Below are 24,609 nucleotides of genomic sequence, written 5' to 3'. Positions count from 1 at the left end.
TATGTCTGATCGTAAGTTCCGGTTCCTGAACGAATTTCATTGCCAGGACGACTGGTTCTGATCTTATTCAGCTCATGGATGATATCGATCTCGAAATTCTCAGGCGTTTTCAGTCGAATGCGCGCCTGACCGCCGATGCCCTTGCAGAAGACATTGGCCTGTCGTCACCGGCCATTCAAAAGCGGCTCAAGAAACTCAGGGACACAGGCGCGATCGAAAAGGAAATCGCCGTGTTGTCGCCGTCCAAGCTGGGACGGGAGATGACCGTGATCGTGCAAGTGATGCTGGAGCGGGAAAGCCGGCAGAAACTTGATGATTTCAAGCGACTGATGCGGCGCGCCCCTGAGGTCCAGCAATGCTATTATGCAACGGGTGAAGCCGACTTCGTGCTCATTCTGGTGGTCAAGGACATCAAGGAATATGAGGAATTCACGCAGGAGTATTTCTTCGGCGAGAGCAATGTCAGTCGCTTCACCACCTCGATCGTCATGGACCGGGTCAAGGTGTCTCTCGACATTCTGTGACCCGGTCCGGGGTTTTCAGCTTTTCGGGGACAGTGACGGCCCGCGCCGTCTGAAGGTGAGCGCGGGCCAAAGGCCGGTTCAGGCCGCCTTTTGCTTAGTGTCGGTCTGGTTCACAAGCTTTGCGACACCTGCGAAGTCCAGTTTTCCCGATCCCAGAACCGGAACCTGGTCCACGATGCGGACTTCCGCCGGGATCATCAGGTCCTGGGCGCCGCGTTCCTTTGCGCCTGCGACGAAGGTGGAACGGTCCGCGTCCGGGTTTTCCGTGACCAGGATGAGTTTCTCACCCTTGCGCGGATCCTTGGCGGTGGCCACGGCGGAAAGGTGCTGAGGCCAGATCTGTCCGGCGAGGGCTTCGACAGCTGCCAGCGAGACCATCTCGCCGCCGATCTTGGCAAAGCGCTTGGCCCGGCCCTTGATGGTGATGTAGCCGTCGGCGTCAATGTCGACGATGTCGCCGGTGTCGTGCCAGCCGTCGACCAGCGGATCGACGATGCCGGGGTTCTCTTCACGCAGGTATCCAACCATCACATTCGGGCCAGCCACGTGAAGGCGGCCACCGGCGTCGACACCCGGAACCGGTTCCAGGCGTGCCGTCATGCCCGGCATCAGCTTGCCGACGGTTCCCGGCTTGTTGAACATCGGCGTGTTGAGCGCGATGACCGGGGCCGTTTCAGTGACGCCATAGCCTTCCAGAACCCGCAGCCCGAACCGCTCCATGTAAGTCGCGCGCGTCGAGGCCTTGACCGGCTCCGCGCCGGCAAAACAGTAGCGCAGGGAACGGAAGTCGTAGGCATGGGCCGTGCGGGCATAACCGTTCAGGAATGTGTCCGTTCCGAACAGGATCGTGGCGTTGGAGGCATAGATCAGCTCCGGCACGATGCGGTAGTGCAGGGGAGAGGGGTAGAGATAGACCGGTACGCCGGAGACCAGCGGCAGAATGGTGCCCGCCGTCAGGCCGAAGGAGTGGAACATCGGCAACACATTGAAGACCTTGTCTTCAGTTGAAAAGTCAATGCGGGCCGCCGCCTGCGCAGCATTGGCCAGGATGTTGCGATGGGTCAGGACCACGCCTTTGGGTTTGCCTTCCGAACCGGAAGTGAACAGGATCACTGCGGTATCGTCGGCACGGCGCCGGGCAAGCGGGCGCTTACGGGTGGCAAGACCCCGCAGCTTGTCCAGAAGGCTGATTTCCTTGCGCAGTTCGTCGAGCCAGACGAAGCGGACCTCGCCCGACAACTCTTCAATCAGTGGCTCCAACCGGGCCTGGGTGACAAAGGCCTTTGATGAAAACACCGTTTTCACCTCAGCGGCGCGGCAGGCCGACAGGATGTTCTTTGCACCTGCCGTGAAGTTCAGCATGGCGGGCACTTTGCCGGCCGACAGGGCTGCCAGGAAGGTCACTGCAGCGCCGTTGGCGTTCGGCAAAAGCAGGCCGATCGTGTTTTCTTCTGGTGTCAGCTTGCGGATCTTGCGGCCCAGCACTGCGGCGCCTGCCAGCAGCTTGCCGTAGCTCAGCTTGCCCGTCACAGGGTCTTCCAGCGCTGTGCTTCCAAAGCCACGGTCACGTGCAGTCTCGATTACCGTTTCCAGGATGGTCCGGTCGCTGGCAAGGCTGGTCTCAAACATCAGGTCGGACATGATGCCATACAGTTCCGCTCCGGCCGCAGCGCGGCGTTTGCGGCCTTTCAGGGTGTCATCCAGGCTCAGGCGTTTGGGCTCCATGATAGTCACCTTTACTTTCGGAAACAGGCTTTTTCGGATCTGGGTCGGATTCAGATAGGAGAAGGGCGTGCGCTCCAGACCGTCGATGCGGATCGGCACAATCATCGCGCCGGTCTTGTCGGCGACCATGGCGGCGCCGTCATAGATCTTCATGAGGCTGCCGGTCACCGTCAGGCGGCCCTCGGGGAAGATCACCATCGGCTCGCCCGAACGCACCACCTTGATCAGGGCACGGGTCGCCAGCGGCTTGGCCGGGTTGATGGGCAATGCGTTGGCAAGACGCAGGAAAGGCTTCACCCACCAGCGTTTCGCCACATCGTAGTCGATTGCGAAAGTCGGCGCCCGATCCGTCAGCGTCAGTGCGAGCCCGGCGTCGAGATAGCTCACGTGATTCAGGGCCAGGATCGGTGCCTCGCCGGCCTTCTTCAGGTTCTCAAGCCCTTCGACTTCCAGGCGGAAGGCTGCGCGGTAGATCATCGACACAAGGTCGCGCAACGGATTGGTCGGCAAGAACCGGAACATCAACAGTGCAGCGACGGCGTTGGCTGCCGCGAGCGCCGTCAGGATGACAGGCAGCGAGACACCTAGTTTCTGGGCCGCAGCCAGGACAAGGCCGCCGATGGTCATCAGTGCTGCACCAAGGGCATTGGTCGCGGCCAGGCGCCGGGCGCGGACGGCAGGGGGCGCCCAGCTCTGCAGGGCCGTAAAGGTCGGAACGGCGAGCAGGCCACCTGCAATAGCAAGCCCGGCCATATCGATGCTCAGGCGCAGAACCCCTTGCTGAGCCAGGAACTGGGACAGTGTGATCGCGGTCGCGGCATGGTCCATGCCGGCGACAACGGCAGCCGCGTCGAGACAGAACAGGGCCATGATCACGGTGCCGACCGGGGCCGGCAACAGCACGATGCGTCCGGCGGCAAGCCAGGCGGCCAGTGCCGAACCGACGCCGATCGAAACGGCAAAGATGGTCAGGAAATAGGTCACCGCGATCTCGCTGCCGCCCAGGTGGGTTTTGACCAGCAAGGGCAGGATGGACAAGACCAGGGCACCGACAAGCCAGAACCAGGCGTTCATCAGCGCAACGCGGATCAGGCGGCGGTCTTTGACAAGGTCAGCCAGAACGCGCCAGGTCGAGGTCGCGATGTTCCAGTCGATCCTGAGGTCTGGAGCCGCGGCTGGCGTTGAGGGAATGTTGCGGCTGAGACCATAACAGCCGAGCGCCAGCGCGATCATGAACGGGGCAAACAGGAGCGCCGGTGTGCCGGTTGCAAACAACAGGCCCGCTGAAATTGTGCCGCCCAGGATGGCGAGAAACGTGCCGGCTTCGACCCAGGCGTTTGCGCGCGGCAATTCAACAGGTGCCAGCAGTTCCGGCAACAGGCCGTATTTGACCGGGCTGAACAATGCGGACATGGCGCCGAAGACGAACAGGGACACGAACAGAACCGGCAGCGACCCGAGCGCCATTCCAAGGACCGCCAGCGCTGCGCCGCCGATCTCGGTGCCCTTGGTGATCCGGGCAAGCCGGGCCTTTTCATAGCGGTCGGCGAGTTCGCCCCCGAGCGCGGACAAGACCAGGAAAGGTGCAATGAAAACGGCGCTGGCCAGTGCGATCAGGGCGCCGGTATTGCCTGCCGCATCCGACGACGTCACCTGAAACAGCACCAGGAACACCAGCGTGTTTTTGAGGAAATTGTCGTTGAAGGCTGACAGGAACTGCGTCCAGAACAGCGGGGCAAAGCGCCGTGTTGTCATCAGGGATGCGCGCATGAGGGTCTCCTTCGGTGCCACCGCAAGGCTGGCGCCGTTGAAATCTTCTGGCTGAACCCCGGTGTGTCACCGGGGTTCGAGATGGAACGGGATCAGGTCAGGCCGCGTCCGACTTGCTGACATCCATCAGCAATTTCTCGGTCTTGGCGTCTTCGAGCCGATTGTGGAACTTCTCGGCTTCGTCGCGGTCGCGAAGCGTCTTTGTCAGCGTAACCGCCGTGTGCACCAGCATGATTGCCGACATGGTGTAAAAGCCCTTGGCGGAGAAGCTGGCTTCCAGATTGTAGATGCCGAGCGCCATCATGACGGCGGCAACCAGGAAACTGGCGGCGGTGAAGACCATCCAGTTGTTGGAATGCTTGATCACAGGTTCCTGCATGGGATGTTCCTTTTTTACTCAGACTTTTCAAGAAGGGGAGGAAGGTCGGATTTCAGCCGCGCCAGGACATCGTCGGCACGGGTTTTCACCGGTGCGCCGCACCCGGCGTCGCCGAGTTTCTCGATCAGGGCGTCGGGTTGCTCTGCCACCGAGAGCGCCAGGAATTCCTGGTCCGCGATCTGGTCGCGCTCCTGCTGGTGCCGGATGTCTTCAAGGCGGTGCTCCGCCTCCGCGAGCGCGGAATGCCCGTTGCCGGCGCCGATCGACTGGGCCTTTTGAATGTGGGCCCGAACGTCGACGCCGCGTTCACCGCGCTTCAGCGCCCGCAGGCGGCCCTGTGCCCGGTGCAGGCTTTCCGTCAGACCTGCAAGATCCCGCTCAAAGCTGGCAATGGCGCTTTCAAGGGCAGCCTTTTCGTCTTCAAGCAGGGCAATGGCCTCAGCAGCTTCGCGGGCGAGAGGGTCGTTGCCTTTCAAAAGCGCGTTTCGCGCGCGATTTTCCAGATCCTCGACCGAGGCCTTGATGTGCTGAAGCCGTTTCCGGTCGAGCTGCTGTTCGGCGCGTGCGCGGGCCAGGGCCACCTGAGCAGTCCGGACGGCCGCGGCTGCTTCCCGTATATTGGCGGAAAGGACAGCGCGCGACTGACGGCTGTCGCCATCCGGCAGGCCGCCTGACAGCAGGTCTTTCAACTGGGCTACAAATGGTTCAAACATAATACCTCCACAAAAGTGAACGACGTTCACCATTTGACAAAGCCACACGAGTCGGGCTAAGTCAAGAAAAAAATGAACCAGGTTCACTTTTGTAAAGGTAGGCCGCAATGGCGGGTGTGCAGAAAGCCAAGAGCGAAGAAACGCGACGCAAGGTGCTGGAGGCGGCGATCGCCGCAGTGGAGCAGGGGGGCATGGAAGCCGCAAACATCCGAAAGATTGCGGGTGAGGCCGGTTATTCCGTCGGCTCGGTCTACAAGCATTTCGAAGACCAGGATGCGCTGCTGATCGCGGTCAATTCCGTCTCGCTCGGACGGATCAAGGACGTCATGGCGTCAGCGGTTGACGGCACTGAAGATCCGCTGGCGCAGCTCAAGGCGCTGGCCCATGCCTATCTGGCGTTTGCCCAGAAGAATGAAAATCTCTGGACGACACTTTTCAGTCACCACTTGCCCGACGGCAAAGCGGTGCCGGATTGGCATATTCAGGAGAACATCACCCTTCTGGCCTTTATTGCCGGCCCGTTGAAGGTGTTGAACCCCGGCCTGGAAGGTGAACAGCTGGAAGACAGGACGCGCACCTGTTTCTCAGCCGTGCATGGACTTGTGACCATCAGCCTGGAAACCAGGTTCATCAGTCTGACCGGTGAGCGCCTCGCGCGGGAGATGGATTTTCTGGTTGAGCGACTGGCGGGATAGGGTAAGCCATCACCCGGACAGAGCGGGCTTGATCAGGTGCCGCAGAACGTCTGATAAGGTCCGAAGGAAGATGGCGCCGGTTCGGAATAGCGTTCCAGTCCGGGCCGCTCGTCGAAGGGGCGGGACAGGACATCAAGCAGCGTCTTGACGGGGGTGTAATCACCGTCTTCGGCAGCCTGAAGAGCCTCTTCGACCTTGTGGTTCCGGGGAATGTAGAGCGGATTGACGCTGTCCATGCGGGTTTTGACCTGGTCATCCGTCTCCGCTTCGCGCGCACGTCTTTCCCGCCACTGGTCGAGCCAGGGATCAACGGCCGTTGGATCGACAAAGAGGTCCCGGAATGCAGACGGTGAACCTGTGGCAGCGGCTCCGAGGTGCCGGAAGCTCAAGGTGTAATCGGCACCCTGGGCCTGCATGAGGGCAAGCAGGTCTTCAAACAGGGCTTCGTCCTCCTCAGCCACTGTCGCAAGACCAAGCTTTTCACGCATGCCGGCCAGCCAGGCCGCCTTGTAGAGGTCCGGGAACCTGCCAAGCGCCGCGCTTGCCAGGTCCACGGCGTTGTCGAGATCGTCCGGGTTGAACAGCGCAAGCATCGCTTCAGCAAGGCGCGCCAGGTTCCATTGCAGGATCGCGGGCTGACGGCCAAAGGCGTAACGCCCACCATGATCGATGGAGCTGAAAACGGCCGCCGGATCAAAGGCATCGATGAAGGCGCAGGGGCCATAGTCGATGGTTTCTCCCGAGATCGTGGTGTTGTCCGTGTTCATGACGCCGTGGACGAACCCGACCAGAACCCACCTTGCAACCAGCGCTGCCTGCCGTTCGACCACGCGCCGGAACATGCTGAGATACCGGTCTGGCGTCTCGGCCAGATCCGGATCGTGCCTGGCTATCGCGTAATCCGCCAGTTGGCGCACCTTCTCGGTCTCGCCCCGGGCCGCGAAGAACTGAAACGTGCCCACGCGCAAATGACTTGCAGCAACCCGTGTCAGTACAGCGCCCGGTTTCGGGCTTTCGCGGTAGATCGTTTCGCCTGTTGCGACGGCGGCCAGGGCCCGCGTCGTCGGAATGCCAAGGGCATGCATTGCCTCGCCCATGACGTATTCCCGCAGAACGGGGCCAACCACGGCCTTGCCGTCGCCGCCGCGCGAAAAGGGGGTTGGTCCGGAGCCCTTCAGTTGAATGTCCTTGCGCGTTCCGGACGCATCCAGGATTTCTCCCAGCAAGAGCGCACGCCCGTCGCCGAGCTGCGGCGAGAAGCCGCCAAACTGGTGCCCGGCATAGACCTGGGCCAGCGGGGACGCCCCGTCCGGCGCACTGACGCCCGCAAAGACGTCTGCGCCTTGACCTGAGTTGAGCGCATCGGCCTCAAGGCCAAGGCTTTCGGCCAGCGCCTGATTGAACAGGATCATCTGCGGGGCGGGTACCTTTGCGCCTTCCCAGGCGACATAGAAGCCAGGCAGGTCACGGGCATAGGAATTGTCAAACTGGAAAAGCGGCGGATTTGCTGTCATGGGCTCGCACTAACATATCTCTGATGCAAGATGTAGTTGCCTCGATGGACAAAACCAGAGGGAAACGGCTTCCTGTAAAGACCCGGGAGCGGATCAGACCAGGCGCTTGACCGGCATGATTGCTGAATGCTTGGCTTGGGGTCTCCCAGAGTGGAAAAAGTGCAGGAAGACCTTGCCGATGAAAACCGTTCTTGCCGCAATCTTTCTGGGATTCGGCGTCACCTCTACGCAGGCTGTGTCGCCGGAAGACTGGGAACGGCCGCCCGAACCGACCGAAACTTCGACCGAATGTCCGGACGGACAGGCATGGGACAAGGAAGCAGAGCGCTGCACAGATGTGAAAGCAAATAGTTTCAACGATGATGAGCGCTACCGGGCCGCGCGTGAACTGGCTTACGCAGGCCGCCTGAAAGCGGCAGGACTGGCTCTCGATGCCATGACCGACCAGTCCTCGTCGAGGGTGCTGACCTATCGCGGCTTTCTGGCGCGCAAATCGGGAGATTGGGCATTGGCCGAACAATTTTATGCAAGGGCACTTCAGGAAGAGCCGAACGATTTGCTGGCACGGTCCTATCTTGGCATGGGGCTGGCTGAAAAGGGCGACGTGGAGGCCGCGCGAAGACAACTCTGGCAGATCCGGGCACGCGGAGGGCGGGAGACCTGGCCGGAACGGGCTTTGTTGATGACCCTGCGCGGTGGACGCTTGTCGGCCTATTGACGTCAGCAATTGGCAGTTTCGTGGTCCGGCTTTTCAGGAAACCCGGTTTGAACGGTGGTGTTCGGCTGGCAGAGATTGGTATTTTCACTTTGGGGAAATTTTACAAAGGCGCTGTAGGCTGATGTGAGATTATTCTCAAATGTCCGTCAGGCGTTCACAACAGTCTTTCGTTTAACAAGTTCCAGATCATGCCCATTCCCCCCAAGACCCTCCGTTATCTAAAGAAACTCAAGGCCTCTGCCGATCCGGCGGAAATCGCGGCGCGCCTGTCACCGCGCGAAGGGGCTCCGGCAGCCCTGATGACCCTGCCGAAACCGTCTGCTGCTGCGATTGCCAGGGTCTGGAAACGCATGCTCAAGGCTGGAGTTCCACAAACGGCGCAGGGTCAGCTGGCCGATGACCGGACCGTTGCAGAAGCGGAGACCTATACCGGAAACATCGAAAACATGATCGGCACCGTGAAGGTGCCTGTCGGGGTCGTCGGACCGTTGCGGATCAATGGGGTGTTTGCCCATGGTGACTTTTTCGTGCCGCTTGCCACCACCGAAGCCGCGCTTGTCGCTTCCTATGCGCGCGGCGCCAGGGCCGTCGGCAAGTCCGGTGGGGTCAGCGTGGCAACGCTCGGGGAGGGCGTGCTCCGCACACCGGCATTCCGGTTTGCCTCCATTGCCGAAGCGGGGCTGTTTGTCGATTGGGTGGTGACAGCATCTGCCGATCTGATTGCCGCAGCCGAGGCCACGACGCGGCATGGTCGACTTCTGGGAATTGATCCGGTCATCGATGGCGAGATCGTTTTCCTGATGTGCCGGTATGAAACCGGAGATGCGGCCGGTCAGAACATGGTGACCTTCGCCACGGAGGCGCTTTGCGCCCATGCGCTCAAGGCCTCGCCCGTTCAGCCCAGGTCCTGGTTTCTGGAAGCCAATTTCTCCGGCGACAAGAAGGCCAGTTTTCTCGGCACGATGCTAGGGCGCGGGCGGCGGATCACCGCGCAGGTCGATATGCCGGACGATGTCGTCGAAGGCGTCCTTGGAGCATCGGTCGAAGACATTCTCGAATATGGCCGGATTGCCAATCTCGGCGCACTGATGACCGGGCAGGTCGGTGCGCAGGCCCATTTCGCCAACGGCCTTGCCGCGCTCTACCTGGCGACGGGGCAGGATGTGGCCTGTGTTGCCGAATCCGCTGTTGGCTTCACCCGCATGGAACAGAGCGAGACCGGGCTGCTGGTCACCGTGACCCTGCCGAACCTGATCCTCGGCACCGTGGGCGGCGGCACCAGTCTGCCGTCTCAATCTGCCGGGCTTGATGTGCTTGGACTGAAGGGCTCCGGCAAGGCACCCGCGCTTGCAGAAGTTGCCGCTGCCCTATGCCTGTGCGGTGAACTGTCCCTGACTGCGGCGGTTGCCGGCGGGCAATTCGGCAGTGCCCACAAGCGCCTTGCACGGGAAACAAAGGCATGAGCGCCAAAACCGAAGCCGATGCGCCGGTCCTCGCCCGGTTATGGACGTACCAGGCCGAGCGGTTCCCGCTGATCCAGACAGTCCCACTGCTGGCCGCCTTTTCCGCTGCATCGGTGACGGCGTCGGCACGGCTCGCGGACCGATCCCTGCCGCACCTGAGTGCTTACCTCATCGCCTTCCTGATCGTGATGGTGTTCTTCTTCCAGATGCGGGCCCTGGATGAGGTCAAGGACGCGGAAACCGACCGGCGTTATCGCCCCGAGCGGCCGATCCCGCGCGGGCTGGTGTCGCTCGGACTGATCCTCTGGATTGCCGGTGTTGCGGTTCTGCCGGCAGCGCTCGGTGCCTATTGGGTGTCACCCCTGTTGCTGCTGCTGGTGATCCTGGCCTGGGGCTGGCTGGCCCTGATGAGCTTCGAGTTTTTTGCGCCGAAGTTCCTGCATGCGTCTCCAGCGCTTTATCTTGTGTCGCATATGGCGATCATGCCGTTGATCGACCTGGTTCTGACGGGTGCCGAATGGGCGCCTTACGGAACCATGCCGCCAGGGCTCTGGACCTTCCTTCTGATGAGCTTTGCCAATGGCTGCGTTGTCGAATTCGGCCGCAAGATCTGGGCACCGGAGCAGGAGCGTGAGGGCGTGGAAACCTACAGTTCGTCCTGGGGCATCAAGTCGTCTCTTCTGGCACTCGGCGTGGCCGTTCTGACATCCTTTGCAGCCCTCGTGATCTGCGGGATCTATCTGGCGCGCCCGGTGGAGACCGCGCTGTGCGGACTGGCTGTGCTGCTGCCGACCATCTACGTCATCATCGCCTTTTCCCGTCATCCGGATCAAAAGCGCCAGAAGCGGCTGGAAACACTGTCCGGCGTCTGGGTGCTTGCCTGCTATCTCGCAGCGGCCTTCACGCCGACCCTTGGAGTATCGGTTTGACAGCTCTCGTCACATGGCAACAGGCGCAAGACGCCTCCCAGCAGACTGTCGGCGGCAAGGCCTTCGTTCTGGCGGAACTTGCAGCGCAGGGCTTCAAGGTCCCGCCGTTCTTTGTGCTGTCGCCCGAGGCGTTTGAAAACGGTGGGTTGACGGAAACCGCACGTAAACGCATCGAAGCGGCGTGTGGCGACCTGCCCGGCGATCTCTATGCCGTCCGGTCTTCGGGCCGTGCGGAAGATGGCGCTGCCGATTCACATGCCGGACAGTTTCTGAGCCTTCTGGAGGTAGCATCGCAGGATGTTGGCGCGGCCGCCGAAAAGGTCTTTGCATCCGGTCTCAGTTCGAGCGTAGATTCTTACCGGTCCGCCCGGGGACTGACCGAGGTGGACATGCCTTCGGTGATCGTTCAGGCGATGGTCAACGCAAGGGCCGCCGGCGTTGCCTTTGCCGCTGACCCGGTTTCCGGCCGGCGTGACCAGGTGCTTGTGTCGGCGACGGCCGGCTTGGGAGATGCGCTGGTCTCGGGTGAAGTTGACGGCGAAACCTGGCGGTTTTCACTGCCAAAGCTGGAACTGCTCGAAACACCGGCCGGTGAGGCGGCGCTGGACCTGGACGAGGCACGAGCCGTGGCCCGCCTCTGTGTGGAGGTCACCGGCAAGAAGGGCGCCCCTCAGGACATCGAGTGGGCGCTGGGGCAAGAGGACGGTGCTCCGTATCTGCTTCAGGCACGGCCGATCACGACGCAGCTGCTGCCGGTGGCTCCGGCCGAAACCAGACTGCTGGTGTTTGACAATTCCAACATCGTTGAAAGCTATCCGGGTATCGTCTCGCCGTTGACCTACAGCTTCGCGGTCACCGCCTATGCCAGGGTCTATCGCACATTCCTGAACCTGATCGGCACGCCGCCGGACGTCATCCGGGCGCATTCGACCGATCTTGCCAATATGCTCGCCCGGATCGACGGACGCCTATACTACAATCTGGGCAACTGGTACCGGCTGCTTTCTTTGCTGCCGTTTTTTTCCAGCAACCGCCAGCACATGGAAACCATGATGGGGGTGTCGGAGCCCTTGCCCGATGAAGCCATGGCCGGTGCGGAACCGACCAGGAGCTTTCTCTCCGGGTTTGTCATGGTTGCGCGTCTCGCCTGGGCGGCAGTGCGCCTGAAGAAAACCCATGCGGGTTTCATGGAGCGTGTCGAGGAGACCATTCCGCCAAGAGAAGACTGGCAACGGCTCTGCGCCAAGTCCCTTTCCGAACTGGCCGCCGAATACCGCCGGGTTGAACTGGCTCTGCTGGATGACTGGGATGCGCCCATCGTCAACGATTTTCTCTGCATGATGGCCTTTGGCGGCTCGCGCAAGCTGCTGGAGACCTGGGCAGGCCAGGCAGGGCTGGCGCTGCACAATGATGTCATGATCGGCCAGGGCGACATTATCTCGGCCGAACCAGCACGTCTTATCCGCGAAATGGGAGAACTGGTGCGCCAGTCACCCGGTGCTGTGGAGGTTCTGCAGAGGGAAGAGGCAGACGAGATTTTTGCGGTGCCGGGGCTCGCCTCGCTTCTCCAGCATTATCTGAACCGCTTCGGTGACCGGCGGATCGGCGAACTGAAACTCGAACAGCCGACACTGGACGAAGCGCCGGAAGCGCTGTTTCGGGCGGTCGCTGCCGCAGCAAACCGGGACGTTGCTGAACCGGTCCGAACACCGCCTGACGACAGGCTCAAAAAGTTGTTCGGCGGCAAGCCTGTCAAAAGGTTCGCCGCAAGGCTTGCCCTTGGATATGCCAAGGCAAGAGTGCGTGACCGGGAGAACCTGAGGTTCGAACGAACGCGCATTTTCGGTTACGCGCGCCGGGTTTTCCGGGCCATGGGCGCCACGCTGACCGCAACAGGTCAGCTCGAAACCCGGGATGAGGTCTTTCTGCTGAGCCTGGAAGAGCTACTCGGCATTGCCGAAGGATCAGCCTCGGGCGGCGACATCAGCGGCCTGATCGCTTTGCGAGGCAAGGAACAGGAAGACGTCGCACGACTGCCTGATCCACCCGAACGGATCCTGGTGCGTGGTTCGGTCACTGACAGGGCAACTCGGCAGGCCAGCGTACGAATTGCCGGTGCGGGAGATGATGAAACGCAGCGCTATGGAACCGCCTGCGGCGGCGGTGTCGTGACCGGCATTGCCCGTGTCATCCACGATCCGGCGGAAGAACAGGTCCAGGCTGGTGAAATCCTGGTTGCCCGACACACCGACCCGGGCTGGATTTCCCACTTCGCCAATGCGGCAGCTGTCGTTGGTGAGCGGGGCAGTGTGCTGTCTCATTCGGCGATCGTTTCCCGCGAACTCGGCATCCCCTGTGTGGTTGCCGTCAATGACGCCTGTTCCTGGATCCGGACGGGAGACAGGATTGAAGTGGACGGGTCCAACGGCTGGGTGAAGAAAATCCGATGAACGAACCGATCGATCAGCGTGCCAGTTTTGAGGCCATCCGATATGCCCGGGCCTGGGAGGACGCCGATGTGCTCATCGGCGCTTTCCGAAACGAGCCCGGACAGCGGTTCCTGTCGATCTGCGCCGCCGGTGACAACGCCATCGCGCTTCTGCTGCTCGACCCGAGTGAGGTGGTTGCGGCTGATCTTTCGCCTGCGCAACTGGCCTGCCTGCGTCTGAGGATCGCAGCTTACCGATCTCTGTCGCATGACGCCTTTCTGGATCTTTTTGGCGCAAGACCGGCGGAAAACAGAGGTGAACTGCTCGACCAGGTGCTGAAGGGCTGTGATCCGGAGACGGTGTCCTTCTGGCAGGCGCAGAGGCAGGCGGTTGTTGACTGCGGAGCCGGCAATGTCGGCAAGTTCGAAAACTACTTCCGCCTGTTCCGCCGATACATTCTGCCCTTGATCCATTCCAGGTCGACAATCGAGAGCGTGTTCGAGAAACGAGCCCATGAGGACCGAATTCGTTTCTTTGAGGAGCGTTGGAACAACCGCCGCTGGCGGCTTGCGACCAGCCTGTTCTTTTCAAGGACGGTCATGGGCTGGCTCGGGCGGGATCCGGCCTTTTTCGATCATGTTGACGGCAGTGCCGGGGCGCATGTCCGGCGCAAGGTGCGGTTTGCGGCCGTCGACCAGGACCCGAGCCAGAACCCTTACATGCGCTCGATCCTGACCGGCACCAATGACACGGCGCTGCCGACGGCCTGGCGCTCGGAAAATCACGCTGTCATTGCCGAACGGCTGGACCGCCTGACGCTGGTCCAAGGGCCTGTGGATCAGGCCGGCGAGGGGCGGTTTGACGGGTTCAACCTCTCGGACATCTTCGAATACATGTCCCTCGACGAAACGGCGAGGGTCTATGGCCGTTTGCTGGACCGTGCCTCGCCGGGGGGGCGCCTGGTTTACTGGAACATGATGGCGCCGCGTTCGGCGCCCGCGCAATTTAAAGACCGCGTGCAGCGTTTGGCTGAGTTCGAGGACCGCATGAAGCGACTGGACAAGGCCTTCTTCTACGCCGACCTGGTGATTGAGGAGGCGTCTGGTTGATTGCCCAGTCCGTCATCGCTGTTGCATCGGTTATTGCGCTGTTCGCCCTGGCGTGGGCCATTCGCAGGATCGCAGACCGGTTCTTGCTAAGTGCGGAGAGCCAGCGCAAGGCCGTGCATGTGGGCGTCGGCATTCATGCCATGACGCTGCCGCTGCTGCTTACCCGTGACGGGTTTCTGATATTTGCGGTTCTGGCGGCGGCGGCCCTGCTGGTGTTGCGCATTCCCGGCATTGCCTCGGACGGCATCGGGGCATCGCTTCATTCGGTGCAGCGCCGTTCCTGGGGTGACTTCCTGTTTCTGGTCGCGGTTTCGCTGCTGTTTGTCCTGACACCCGGCAATCCGGCGCTCTACACGCTTCCCATCGCGGTCCTGACGCTGTCCGACGCCGCCGCCGCCTTGATCGGAACCGAATATGGCAAGCTTCGCTTCGGTGGAGACGACCGGATCAAGAGCGTGGAAGGCAGCGCGACCTTCTTCGTGGTCACCTGGATCACCTGTGTAATCATTCTCCTCCTGGAAACGGAAATCCCCCGGCAGAATGTGCTGTTGCTGGCAACGCTGGTTGGGGCCTTTGCCACCTATGTGGAAGCGGCCAGCTGGCGGGGGCTCGACAATCTGTTTGTGCCGGTTGGCATCTACGTGCTGTTGTTCACCTGGGCGAATTCGCCGCCGTTGATCCTGGCGGCGGTGACCGTCGGCTGGCTGTTGTTTTTGCTGGCCGCCGAAGTCGCGGCACCGCGCTTTGGCATGACCCCGCATGCGGCCCGGTCAGCCGCGGTCGCCCTGTTCCTGACCGTGATCGTCGTGCAGCCGATCAACGCGGTGATGCCCGTTCTGGCATTTTTTGCGGCACTGCTCGCGAGACCTTCCGGTGACGACACGGAAATGATCCTGGACTTCGTGGCCACACTCGTGCTTACCGGAGTTGCCTGGCTGATCACCGGCAATGTCCTGGGTGTGAACGCGATTGCCTTTTATGCCGCGTCCTTTGCCGCCATCGGCGCGGGCTATACAGGCTACGCGCTGCGTGAAACGAACTACCGGATCGTGGGCGGGATTGCTGCCGCAGCAGCTGTCTGTCTCGTCTACTGGCTGCTGCTTCCTGGCATGATCCAGTATATGGGCTGGGTGCCGGCGGCTCCCTTGATCGGTTTCGTGGTTTTTGTGACCTCGGTAACAGTGCTGACAGAAGTTCTGCGGCCAAAACACTGGAGCACACGCAATCCGGGCCTGCGGCTCGCCGTTACTGCCCTGGTCCTGCTTGTTCCCGTCTACCTATACGAGGTGCTGCAATGAAACTGCCGACTGTTTATCGTGACGTGCCTTCCTGGAACGGGCGCCGGACAGCGGCGATCGGATGTGGCGCCTTTGAGGATTTGGCCAGCGGCGCCGCTTTTCTCGCCGAGACCTGCGCCGCCTTGAAGGCCGATGGATACGAGGCGGTGGTCGGACCGATGGATGGTTCCACCTGGGGCAAGTACCGCCTGCCGGTCTGGTCCGATGACAGTCCCGGATTTCTGATGGAGCCGGATGGCGGCCCGCATGATCTGCCAGCCTATGAACAGGCCGGGTTCGATGTTGCGGAACTGCATGTCTCCGCAAGCGCGGCCCCCGGATCGCGCGGCTTTGCCGGAGCGGTTCCCGGTCTGACAGTGAGCAGTTGGGACGGTCAGGACGGAGAGGCACTCCTTGGGAGAGCATACGCGATGGTCATGGAAGGGTTTCAGAAAACGCCCTTTTTCACACCCGTGCCCGAAGCTCTCTTCGTGGAGCGCTATGCAGCGCTGCTGGCGCATGCCGACCCGCGTTTTATCCTGCAGGCGTTTGATGAGGGCGGCGTGGTGCGCGGCCTGACCCTGGCCTTTCCGGATCCCATGCGCCGGGGGGCGGTTGTGCTGAAGACATATGTCGGCTCCGTGCCGGGTGCCGGACGGGTGATGGCCGACAGGGTCCATGACCTTGCAGGGGAACTCGGCTACCGGGAAGTGGTGCATGCGCTGATGCGGTCCGGTATTGCCTCCGAAGCCCAGAGCCGGAAATTCGGTGGCAAGGTGTTTCGGCGCTATGCCCTGATGGGGCGCGTGCTTTGAACCTGATTGAGAATTTCCTGTCAGAGGCAGAGCGCCGCCCGCAGCAGACGGCGATCATCGACAGGAAAGGCAGGTCGATCAGCTATGCGGCGCTGGCCAAACGGTCCGCGGATCTTGCGGCTGCCTTTGCCGCCAAGGGCATTGGCAAGGGCGACCGGGTGCTGATCGGAACCTTTCCCGGGATCGGGCTCTATGCGGGACTTGCCGCGCTCTGGCGGCTTGGAGCCGTTGTCGTCTTTCCCGAACCCGCCATGGGCCTCGCCGGATTTCGGCACGCGGCAAAGGTCACGCGGCCGAAGGCACTGCTGGCGTCCTGGCCGATCGGGTGTCTGGCCTGGTTCTTTCCCGAAACCCGGTCCATTTCGACCCGCCTTTCGGCAGGCGCGATCGGCCACGGGGATGAGGGCCAGTGTCTTCCTCTCAAGCCAGACGATCCGGCACTGATCTCCTTCACCAGCGGCAGTACCAGAAAACCGAAAGCCATCGAACGCACGCATGGTCTGATGCGTGCGCAGCATCTGGCATTGGCCTCGCTGATCGGTTCGGATCACGGGCCGGAAATCGATATCGTTGCCTTTCCCGCCTTCGTCCTGACCTGCATCGGCCATGGATCAACGGCGGTCATGCCGAACTGGAACCTGCGCCGGCATGACCGGATGCCACCGGAGAGGCTGAAAGAGCTCGCCGAGACGACCGGGGCAACGCGCCTGCTCGTTCCGCCGGTGGTCGTCTCGCGGCTGGTCGGCAGCACCCTGCCAAGCAGCGTCAGCCGTGTGATGACCGGTGGCGGGCCGCTCTATCCGGATGTGGCACGCGCCTTTCTGGCAGCCCACAGGGGCATTGGCCTGACCAATGTCTATGGCTCCACGGAGGCAGAACCGATTTCTCATGCCCATCTGGAGGAGCTGACTGACGCCGACTGGGACGCTGCAGCTGCCGGCAGGGGGCTGCCGGTCGGCGTGCCGGTGCCCGAGGTGCGGCTGCGCTTTGTCGACGACGAGATCCAGGTGGCCGGGCCGCATGTCAACCGCGGGTATCTTGACCCTTCACAGGACCGGGACACCAAGGTTGCCGACGGCGACACCATCTGGCACCGAACCGGCGATGCCGGCCGGCTTGATGAAGACGGCCGTCTCTGGCTGCTTGGCCGGCACGGGGCAGCCAAGGACGGTCTTTTTGCCTTTTCCGTTGAAACCGCCGCGCGGCTCTGGCCCAGCGTTACCGGCGCCGCCTTTGCGGTCGACGATGCTGGTGAGCCGGTCCTGTTCCTCTGCGGAGACGCAAGCCATTTGCCTGACTGGCAAAGTCGCGCCGGATCGATCGGCCGTTTCGAGATCAGTGTTGTCGATGAGATCCCGATGGACCGACGTCACCGGTCCAAGCCGGATCTCCGAACCTTGCTTGATCAGCGGGGATAGCGGCTGCTCAGAGCTGATCGGTTGCCGTGTCCAGCAGGATATAGATGCCGGCCGCGATCATCACGAAAGGGGACAATCGCTCGAAGAAGCGCTGAACGGTCCGGTTGTCCTTGAGACTTGCCGCCAGCAGAGTGCCTGCCAGCAACAGGCTGGCGACCGCGATCAACGCCCCGACAAGAATGAACCGGTCATAGCCGGGGCTGGAATCTGCAATAAACGCCGCCATCAGCACAAATGTGTCGGTGCTCAGCGCCAGAAACAGCGTCATGCTGCTCAAGACCGAGTGACCTTCGCCGGTTAAAACGACATCGGCTTCCTGAGCGCGATAGGTTTTTCGCAACTCCCATAGGCCAAGGCCGAGCGGCACGACACCGAGATAACCGATGAGGTGGGGGCTGAAGAAGGTGACCCCGGCGCCTGTTGCATAGGCGCCCCCGGTGACGATGGCCTGTGCGGCCAGAAAACCGGCAATTGCCTGCCTGTGTCTGCCCGAGACCGCGATGGCAAAAAAGGCGAACAGGCCGTCGATGTTCGTGAGCACATAGCTGAGGGCGATGGTGAGAGCAAAAATCATGAATGTGTCGCTCTCTCCAGAAGGAAGGCCAATCGGGCAAGGCCGAACAGGAAACGTCTGACCGTTTAAGCCTCGTTCCACCGCGGGTCAAAGTCTTTGCGGGGATCGTCATACCAAGGTGGCACGACAATCCCGCATCGTTTGGCCTATAGTGCGCGCCAACGGGGCAGAGGCGGGATGCGCAAGTGGCGGGCGACAAAGCAGAAACCGATCTGGTGGACAACCTGCATTCGCTGAGGTCGGAAGAACTCGCGGCTCAGAAAACCGCCATGATCGGACGCACGATCGCGCTGGCCTTCATTGCCTTGCTCGTGACGGTTCTTTCGCCCTGGCCGGCACCTCTTTTCACCTATCTGCTTCTGCTGACTTTCGTGGGACTGGGCTGGACGGCCTGGCATGTGGCCAGATCCGATTGGGGCCGTCCCTGGCATCAGTACCTGTTTGTCTTTGCCGATTTTGCGTTGCTCAGCTTCACCCTGGTCTATCCGAACCCGCTTGTGCCATTCGACTATGCTCCGCAGTTCTCGTTGCGCTACGGCTCCTTCATCTATTTCTTCGTGTTGCTGGCTGGGCTTGCCTATGTCTACCAGCCCAAACTTGTCCTGTGGGGCGGTCTCTCCGGCGCGATCTGCTGGGCTGTTGGCGTCGGCTGGCTGTTCAACCTGCCGGATACGATCTATCAGCACAGCGGCGAATATACATTCGACACCGCGATGGCACTGGTGTCCGAGCCGACCTTCATCGATCTGGGCGAACGGGCCCAGGAAATTGCCGTTCTCCTGATTGTCGCCTGTCTTCTGGCGCTGGCTGTGCGGCGATCGAGAAGGATCGCACAGCGCCAGGCAACACTGGCGCGCGAACGAGAAAATCTTGCGCGATATTTTCCGCGAAAAACGGCACAGATGCTGGCAGAAAGGACCGATCCGTTCTCCCGGCCGAGCGAACAGAACGCCGCAGTTGTCTTTGCCGATCTGGTGGCCTTTACGACCTGGTCGGAGAAGCACTCTCCAGGGGAGACCATCGAGCTGCTGCGCGACGTTCACGGGCTTCTGGCCGATATCGTCTTCCGTCACAATGGTACCCTGGACAAGTTTATCGGCGATGGCCTCATGGCGACCTTCGGTACACCGGAGCCGTCCGGCCGGGATGCCTCCAACGCTCTGGCTGCAATCACCGAGATGGTAAAAGCCTTCGAGCGCTGGAAAAAGACTGACGCCCCGGAGCAGGCCAGAGATCTGGATCTTGCAATCGGTGCGCATTATGGACCGGTTGTTGTCGGCAATGTCGGCAGCAAGACCCGGCTGGAATTCTCGGTTCTGGGCGATACGGTGAACGTGGCAAGCCGACTGGAAGGCGCGACTCGGAAGGTAGGATGCCGCCTGCTTGCAAGCTCGGCGCTAATTGCGGCAGCGGCAGCCGAAAACGAACGGGAAAACAAGGCCGTGTTGTCTGTCCTGGGACATGTCGGTCAGATCAAGCTGCGTGGTCGAAGCCAGGAAATAGACGTCTATCGACTGTAGCTGACTGCCGCTATTCAACCCGTTCGGGATATTGTCTGAGACTTTGCCTTGGTGGATCGGGCCGGCTTGAGGTTATGATCCTGTCAGCTCCCACAGGCAAAGGGATCGATCCATGCCCCGATCACCAGTGCAGAAACCGCGCCGTAACTGGAACAGGCTCCGGATTGCACTCCTGGTGTGTGCGGTCGCTGGCCTGACAGGTGGTTCGTTTCTTTATGCCGTCCTTTATTCAGGTGTTTTTCTGTCGCTCAGACAATCTCTTGCGGCACAGGCCGTCGGAACGGTCCTGTCACGGCAGGTCGAGGTTCGTGGTCCGGTCGGGATAACACTCGGACACCAGATCAAGGTTCAGATCGAAGACGCCTATGTGGAGCGATCGACCGGATCGGAGGGCGGTAAGGCCAGGGTGTTCGAAAAGGTCCGTTTCGATGTGGGCTACGGCCTTCTGACCGGAAACTTCTCCAGCATATCCAACTACGAAATGAGCGGCGCGGATCTCGTCCTTCGGGCAGGGGCAATGCGCACGGATTCTGCCGGGACACCTTCCTATGCCAGGTTGCCCTCCCAGATCATCAACAGTGCCGTCCTGGACAATTTTGACCTGAGTGATGTCACCGTCAGCCTGGTGGATGATGAAGATGGCTGGAACGAGACCCTGGTGATCAACACGCTCCGGTCGCTGGGCGATCCTGAAACCAAACAGGTCGATCTGGTTCTGGATGCCAGCTTTAATGGAACGCCCTTTCAGGTGTCTGGCAGCTTTCCCAGTTCAAAAATCGCACAAGAGGCCTATCGCGGTCCTTTCGACCTGACCCTGACGATACCTGGTCTGGAAAGCAGGATCTCGGGGACTGTGGACACGTCTTCGGAAATAGCTGGTCTGGACGGACAACTTGCGTCCAGTTCCGCATCGATCAAGACCCTCCTGGCATCACTTGGTCTTGAAAGCGACCTTGCCGGCCAGGGAACCTTGACTGCTGATTTTGCAGGTCCCCTTGATCAACTCAGCCTTTCCGGGATCGAGATGGATTTTGAAAACGAGATCAGGGACCGGGTGAAGATCACAGGGGCGGTCAGCCGAAGCCTGACGACCCCTGAAGTCGATTTGCACTTCAAATCCATCCTGTCTCCCCCCGTCGTGACATCGGACAATCGCTTCGCCGTCAATATCGAAGCCCTTGAGGGCAGCGTCAGTGGGCCGCTGACCGCGTTGACGGTGGATGATGTGCTGATCCGGACGGATACGGTCCTGCTTGATTTTGACCAGATCGGGCCGATTTCGGTCGGCCGTGTCGTGAAACACCCGGACAATTCCGTGGGCCTGGAAGACCTCGTGATCCGGGATGGTCCGCTGGACGCCCCCTATATGACGCTGCACGGTCAGATGAGCGACCTGATTGCCTTTTCGGGCCTCGATCTGAAAGGCAGCTACCGGTTTCCAACGGCCCTTCTTCTCGGGCGCCCGGCTACCTCAGTGCCTGATCTGGGCTTTGTCGCCGGCAATGTTGCGCTCAACAATGCCTCCGGGACCTTCGGCCTGGAGGAGCTGACAGGGGCCGTCGAGGCGAGCGATCTTCTGACGCTCAGCTTTCAGCTTGCCATTCCGGAGTTTCGCGTCATCGACGAACTTCGGTTTTCAACGGATCTGACCATGCCAAATCCGGCGAATGTGCTTGAAGCTCTTGGTGTCCCGAATGGCTCGTTTTCCGCTATGGGTTTCCTAGGAAGTGTTGCCGTTTCGGCTGAAGGCGCTCGACTTGACGGGGCCTTGACATCCGGTGCAACGGAGATCGAGGCCGCGTTGACCCTTTCGGCGCCACCGGACACCCGTTCGCTGGCGCTCGGCGGTGGCATTTCGTCTGCGAAAATGGACCTGACCGATGTTGCAAAGGTTGTGGAGTTCACACGAGAGGTGCTGGGACCGGACGACACCACATCAGAGCTGCGAGACGAACTGCAATCGGTGCTGACGGCGGACCTTGAGGTTGCGGTCAAGGAAATCGTTGCGGGTCGCAAGAAGGCCGGAAACCTCACCGGCCATGTGACTTATGAAACAGATGATCTGAAAGTGAGCGACTTGCGGATGAGCTTTCTGGGCGGCACCGTGCGGGGCGACTTCGGTGTTGACCTGGGCAGTTCGCCCGAGGTCGCCACGGCCCATGGCCGCATGGAAAAGTTTCCGCTGAAGAGCCTGATGACCGAACTCGGCCTGTCATCGCCGATTTCCAGCACGGTCTATGCAAGTTTCGATGTCAGCGGCACAGCGTCCTCGGAGACGGCGTTCTTGAGGTCGCTCTCCGGCAACCTGACGGCATCGCTCTGGGGCGGCACCTTGCCCAACAGAATGCTCGATCTTGCGGGTCTCAGCGTCTTCACCTGGCTGGTCACCGGAAATGCGGACGGAACCACAAAACTTGTCTGCGCAGTGCTGCCGCTGCATTTCAGGAACGGGTCCGCCTCCGGTAAGTCCCTGATCGTGGAAACGCCGAATGTGCAGGTGGTCGGGGCAGGCAGTGTCAATTTCAGGTCGGGGGCGCTCAACCTGTCCTTCGTGCCCCGCGCCAAGCGCAAGCAGCTTGTCGAAATCGTATCGCCCTTTGACCTTGGTGGAACATTGAAGGCTCCGAAACTGACTGTCCATGACGCAGGGCCTGGCCGCGCTGTCGGAGAAGTGCTGGCAACACCGCTCAACCTGATCGGTCACCTCTTCACAGGCTCGCGCGCCATCAATGAGGACGCAAAACCCTGCCGGTTGCCCAAGAATACCAAACCAAAATGATCGAGGATCGGACCGCCGGTCTCGCCGTCACGAGGGAGAGGGAGAACACCTGATGATGAAGCGGTTCATGATTGTCCTGTCTGCCATTCTGATGTCCTGTCTGCCCGTTGCTGCGCAGGAAAACGCGAGCACTTTGGAGCGCGCCGTCATCGAACCTTTTTTCGGCGATTACGATGAGATGAAGCGCGATAAGATCGTGCGCGTTCTGATCCCGTATTCGGTCACGGACTACTATCTTGAAAAGGGGCAGGAGAAAGGGCTGGCTGCAGAATATCTGCGGCTGTTCGAAGACCATCTCAACAAGGGTGTCATAAAGGAAGCGGACAAGGTTCGCGTGGTGCTGCTGCCGACGCGGCGCGATGCCTTGCTGAGCGGACTGATTGAGGGAATTGGAGACATTGCGGCGGCTGACCTTACGATTACCGAACAGCGCGCAAGCCTGGTTGACTTCAGCATGCCCATACGCGGCAACGTTCGCGAGGTCGTTGTGACCGGCCCGCAAACCGACAGTCTCGACACAGAGAAAGACCTTGCGGGACTTGAGATCCATGCGCGGGCATCGTCCAGCTATTTCGAGAGTTTGACAGCGCTGAATGCGCGCCTTGCAGAGCAAGGGCTGACACCGGTCAGCATTCTGCCTGCCAACGAGATACTCGAAGACGAGGACCTGCTGGAAATGGTTGCCGCCGGGGTCATTCCGGCAACAGTCGTAGATGAATACAAGGCAGATCTCTGGCTGCCGGTTTTCAAGGATCTGAACATTCAGCGCGACGTTGTCTTGCGGGAAGGAGCGCAGCTTGCCTGGGCGTTCCGGAAGGACAGCCCCGAGCTTGCCAAAACACTGAATGCCTTTGTGGCCGAGACACGCATCGGCACCACGCTCGGCAATATTCTGGCAAATCGCTATTCCAGGGACGCTACCAGGATCGTCAACGCCAAGGCGGACGCCTACCAGGCCAGGCTGGACGAGCTGGTCGCGCTGTTCGAAAAGATCGGCACCAAATACGAAATCGACCCGATGCTGCTGGCGGCGCAGGCGTTTCAGGAATCGCGGTTCGACAACAACGCCAAGAGCCGCGTTGGCGCGGTCGGCATCATGCAGCTCCTGCCGTCAACGGCAACGGACAAAAGTGTCGGCATCAGGAATTACCGGGAGCTGGAAGGCAACATCGAGGCAGGCGCCAAATACAACCGCTATGTCGCGGACACCTATTTCGACGATCCCGCGATTTCCGAACTCGATCGTATTCTGTTCGTGTTGGCCTCCTACAACGCTGGTCCGAACCGGGTCGCCCGTGTGCGCAAGCTGGCAAAGGACCCGAACAGCTGGTTCGGCGAAGTCGAGTGGCAGGTGCTGAAGGCGGCGGGGGCCGAGCCGGTCAAATACGTAAAGAACATCTATATCTACTACGTCGTCTTTTCGCGGATCCACGCCTACAACACGCAGAAAAAGGCCGCGCAGTAACCGCTCATGGCCTGGGCTCTGGAAAGAGGGACGGTTGACTTAGTTAAAATTACACGCTGACAGCGACACGTTTATGTGGAACCTTTTCAGTCGTTAAGTGTCTATGGGCGCAACGTTATTTGGTAACGTTGCGCGGTGCGAAGCTGGCCCGGGAGGATAGGTCATGCGCGCTGGAAAACTGGTGGCGTTCACAAGTGCGCACTTGTTGGGAGCGTCGACAGCGGCCTTTGCTCAGAAGGCTTATTTTGGGAGGGGAGGAAAAGCATGCGCATTCTGTTCGTATCACTCTTTCTGCTGATCGGATCGTTTCCTGCCCGGGCCTGCGGCAATCCTTTGCTCTGGGCGATGCTGTTCAAGCAGGTGCCGGAGGCCAAGGTGGTTTTCGAGGCTGAATTGGCAGCACGCACGGAGGGGGTCATCACCGCAAGGGACTATGATGCCGAACCCGGACAATCCTATCACCTCTGGTCCAGGGCTTGGCTGATGGATCTCGGCAATGAAATGCAGCCGGTGATGAATGATATGCTTGCTCCTGGTGAAGACCTGACCATTCTGCTGGCGGACGAGGTGGCCGTTCTGCGTTTTTCGAAAGAAGACGGTGTTCAACTGGTGCCCGTGGCCGGCCGGCACGAGTTTGCAGGACATGACCTGATTACAAGCATCAATGCCTTGAAGGGCATCTGGCGTGACGGCCTGAGCTCCCACGAAGGTTTTTCTCGAAATCTGTTGCTGACTGCCGACAAAGAGGTGCACCGGCGATGGACAGAGGCGTTTTGATTGGCCGTTGACTGAA

19 protein-coding genes are annotated in these 24,609 nt (G+C 60.8%); 14 read left to right on the top strand and 5 right to left on the bottom strand.

The window, feature by feature from the left end:
• Positions 1 to 74 precede the first annotated feature (74 nt).
• On the top strand, positions 75 to 524 hold the full coding sequence (locus tag CHH27_RS07300; protein WP_094071000.1) for an Lrp/AsnC family transcriptional regulator: 450 nt from the start codon (positions 75 to 77) through the stop codon (positions 522 to 524).
• A 78-nt stretch (positions 525 to 602) separates the two neighbouring features.
• Here the strand turns inward: CHH27_RS07300 and CHH27_RS07295 are convergent, their stop codons facing one another.
• The 3 genes from CHH27_RS07295 to CHH27_RS07285 all read right to left on the bottom strand — a co-directional run bounded on the left by CHH27_RS07295 (position 603) and on the right by CHH27_RS07285 (position 5,111).
• Positions 603 to 4,019 (bottom strand): acyl-[ACP]--phospholipid O-acyltransferase, encoded by a 3,417-nt coding sequence (locus CHH27_RS07295; RefSeq protein WP_208988665.1) that lies wholly within the window; start codon positions 4,017 to 4,019, stop codon positions 603 to 605.
• A 97-nt stretch (positions 4,020 to 4,116) separates the two neighbouring features.
• On the bottom strand, positions 4,117 to 4,398 hold the full coding sequence (locus CHH27_RS07290; protein WP_094070999.1) for a YiaA/YiaB family inner membrane protein: 282 nt from the start codon (positions 4,396 to 4,398) through the stop codon (positions 4,117 to 4,119).
• A 14-nt stretch (positions 4,399 to 4,412) separates the two neighbouring features.
• Positions 4,413 to 5,111, bottom strand: a complete 699-nt coding sequence (locus CHH27_RS07285; protein ID WP_157738771.1) for a PspA/IM30 family protein — start codon at positions 5,109 to 5,111, stop codon at positions 4,413 to 4,415.
• 107 nt (positions 5,112 to 5,218) lie between these two features.
• Here CHH27_RS07285 and CHH27_RS07280 point away from each other — a divergent pair, with 107 nt between their 5' ends.
• Positions 5,219 to 5,806: a TetR/AcrR family transcriptional regulator gene (locus CHH27_RS07280; RefSeq protein ID WP_094070997.1), complete on the top strand. Its 588-nt coding sequence runs from the start codon at positions 5,219 to 5,221 to the stop codon at positions 5,804 to 5,806.
• 32 nt (positions 5,807 to 5,838) lie between these two features.
• Here CHH27_RS07280 and CHH27_RS07275 read toward each other — a convergent pair whose 3' ends face one another.
• The gene (locus tag CHH27_RS07275) at positions 5,839 to 7,320 is read right to left on the bottom strand and encodes a YdiU family protein (protein WP_094070996.1); all 1,482 of its coding nucleotides are present in this window, start codon (positions 7,318 to 7,320) and stop codon (positions 5,839 to 5,841) included.
• Between the two features lie 178 nt (positions 7,321 to 7,498).
• Between CHH27_RS07275 and CHH27_RS07270 the strand changes: the two genes are divergently transcribed.
• The 8 genes from CHH27_RS07270 to CHH27_RS07235 all read left to right on the top strand — a co-directional run bounded on the left by CHH27_RS07270 (position 7,499) and on the right by CHH27_RS07235 (position 17,478).
• Complete coding sequence (locus tag CHH27_RS07270; RefSeq protein WP_094070995.1) at positions 7,499 to 8,038, top strand: hypothetical protein; 540 nt, start codon at positions 7,499 to 7,501, stop codon at positions 8,036 to 8,038.
• Between the two features lie 188 nt (positions 8,039 to 8,226).
• A complete protein-coding gene (locus CHH27_RS07265) occupies positions 8,227 to 9,501 on the top strand; it encodes a hypothetical protein (RefSeq protein ID WP_208988663.1) in 1,275 nt (424 codons plus the stop codon).
• Positions 9,498 to 10,430, top strand: coding sequence for a UbiA family prenyltransferase (locus CHH27_RS07260; protein ID WP_094070994.1), 933 nt, complete (start codon positions 9,498 to 9,500; stop codon positions 10,428 to 10,430). Before CHH27_RS07265 ends, CHH27_RS07260 begins: the two co-directional genes overlap by 4 nt.
• Positions 10,427 to 12,880, top strand: coding sequence for a PEP/pyruvate-binding domain-containing protein (locus CHH27_RS07255; protein ID WP_198338374.1), 2,454 nt, complete (start codon positions 10,427 to 10,429; stop codon positions 12,878 to 12,880). Before CHH27_RS07260 ends, CHH27_RS07255 begins: the two co-directional genes overlap by 4 nt.
• Positions 12,877 to 13,968 (top strand): DUF3419 family protein, encoded by a 1,092-nt coding sequence (locus tag CHH27_RS07250; RefSeq protein ID WP_094070992.1) that lies wholly within the window; start codon positions 12,877 to 12,879, stop codon positions 13,966 to 13,968. Before CHH27_RS07255 ends, CHH27_RS07250 begins: the two co-directional genes overlap by 4 nt.
• Positions 13,965 to 15,266 (top strand): diacylglycerol/polyprenol kinase family protein, encoded by a 1,302-nt coding sequence (locus tag CHH27_RS07245; protein ID WP_094070991.1) that lies wholly within the window; start codon positions 13,965 to 13,967, stop codon positions 15,264 to 15,266. Before CHH27_RS07250 ends, CHH27_RS07245 begins: the two co-directional genes overlap by 4 nt.
• Positions 15,263 to 16,060 carry a hypothetical protein gene (locus CHH27_RS07240; RefSeq protein ID WP_094070990.1) on the top strand — a complete coding sequence of 266 codons (798 nt, stop codon included), beginning with the start codon at positions 15,263 to 15,265 and terminating at the stop codon, positions 16,058 to 16,060. The genes CHH27_RS07245 and CHH27_RS07240 overlap by 4 nt, the downstream gene beginning before the upstream one ends.
• Positions 16,057 to 17,478 (top strand): AMP-binding protein, encoded by a 1,422-nt coding sequence (locus tag CHH27_RS07235; protein ID WP_157738769.1) that lies wholly within the window; start codon positions 16,057 to 16,059, stop codon positions 17,476 to 17,478. Before CHH27_RS07240 ends, CHH27_RS07235 begins: the two co-directional genes overlap by 4 nt.
• Before the next feature lie 7 nt (positions 17,479 to 17,485).
• Here CHH27_RS07235 and CHH27_RS07230 read toward each other — a convergent pair whose 3' ends face one another.
• Complete coding sequence (locus CHH27_RS07230; protein WP_094070988.1) at positions 17,486 to 18,052, bottom strand: hypothetical protein; 567 nt, start codon at positions 18,050 to 18,052, stop codon at positions 17,486 to 17,488.
• A 185-nt stretch (positions 18,053 to 18,237) separates the two neighbouring features.
• On the opposite strand from CHH27_RS07230, the gene CHH27_RS07225 reads away from it, so the two are divergent.
• From CHH27_RS07225 to CHH27_RS07210, 4 genes are all read left to right on the top strand, one after another.
• Entirely contained in the window at positions 18,238 to 19,572 is a 1,335-nt protein-coding gene (locus CHH27_RS07225; protein ID WP_094070987.1) for an adenylate/guanylate cyclase domain-containing protein, read from the top strand.
• A 112-nt stretch (positions 19,573 to 19,684) separates the two neighbouring features.
• The gene (locus CHH27_RS07220; protein ID WP_094070986.1) at positions 19,685 to 22,351 is read left to right on the top strand and encodes an AsmA-like C-terminal region-containing protein; all 2,667 of its coding nucleotides are present in this window, start codon (positions 19,685 to 19,687) and stop codon (positions 22,349 to 22,351) included.
• A gap of 52 nt (positions 22,352 to 22,403) precedes the next feature.
• Positions 22,404 to 23,816: a lytic transglycosylase F gene (locus CHH27_RS07215; RefSeq protein ID WP_198338373.1), complete on the top strand. Its 1,413-nt coding sequence runs from the start codon at positions 22,404 to 22,406 to the stop codon at positions 23,814 to 23,816.
• A 264-nt stretch (positions 23,817 to 24,080) separates the two neighbouring features.
• The gene (locus CHH27_RS07210; protein WP_094070984.1) at positions 24,081 to 24,593 is read left to right on the top strand and encodes a hypothetical protein; all 513 of its coding nucleotides are present in this window, start codon (positions 24,081 to 24,083) and stop codon (positions 24,591 to 24,593) included.
• Positions 24,594 to 24,609: the final 16 nt, after the last annotated feature.

This window comes from Labrenzia sp. VG12, assembly GCF_002237595.1.
Taxonomy (GTDB): domain Bacteria; phylum Pseudomonadota; class Alphaproteobacteria; order Rhizobiales; family Stappiaceae; genus Roseibium.
Note: the sequence above shows the minus strand (reverse complement) of the source record. Positions and strands in the feature narration are given on the sequence as shown.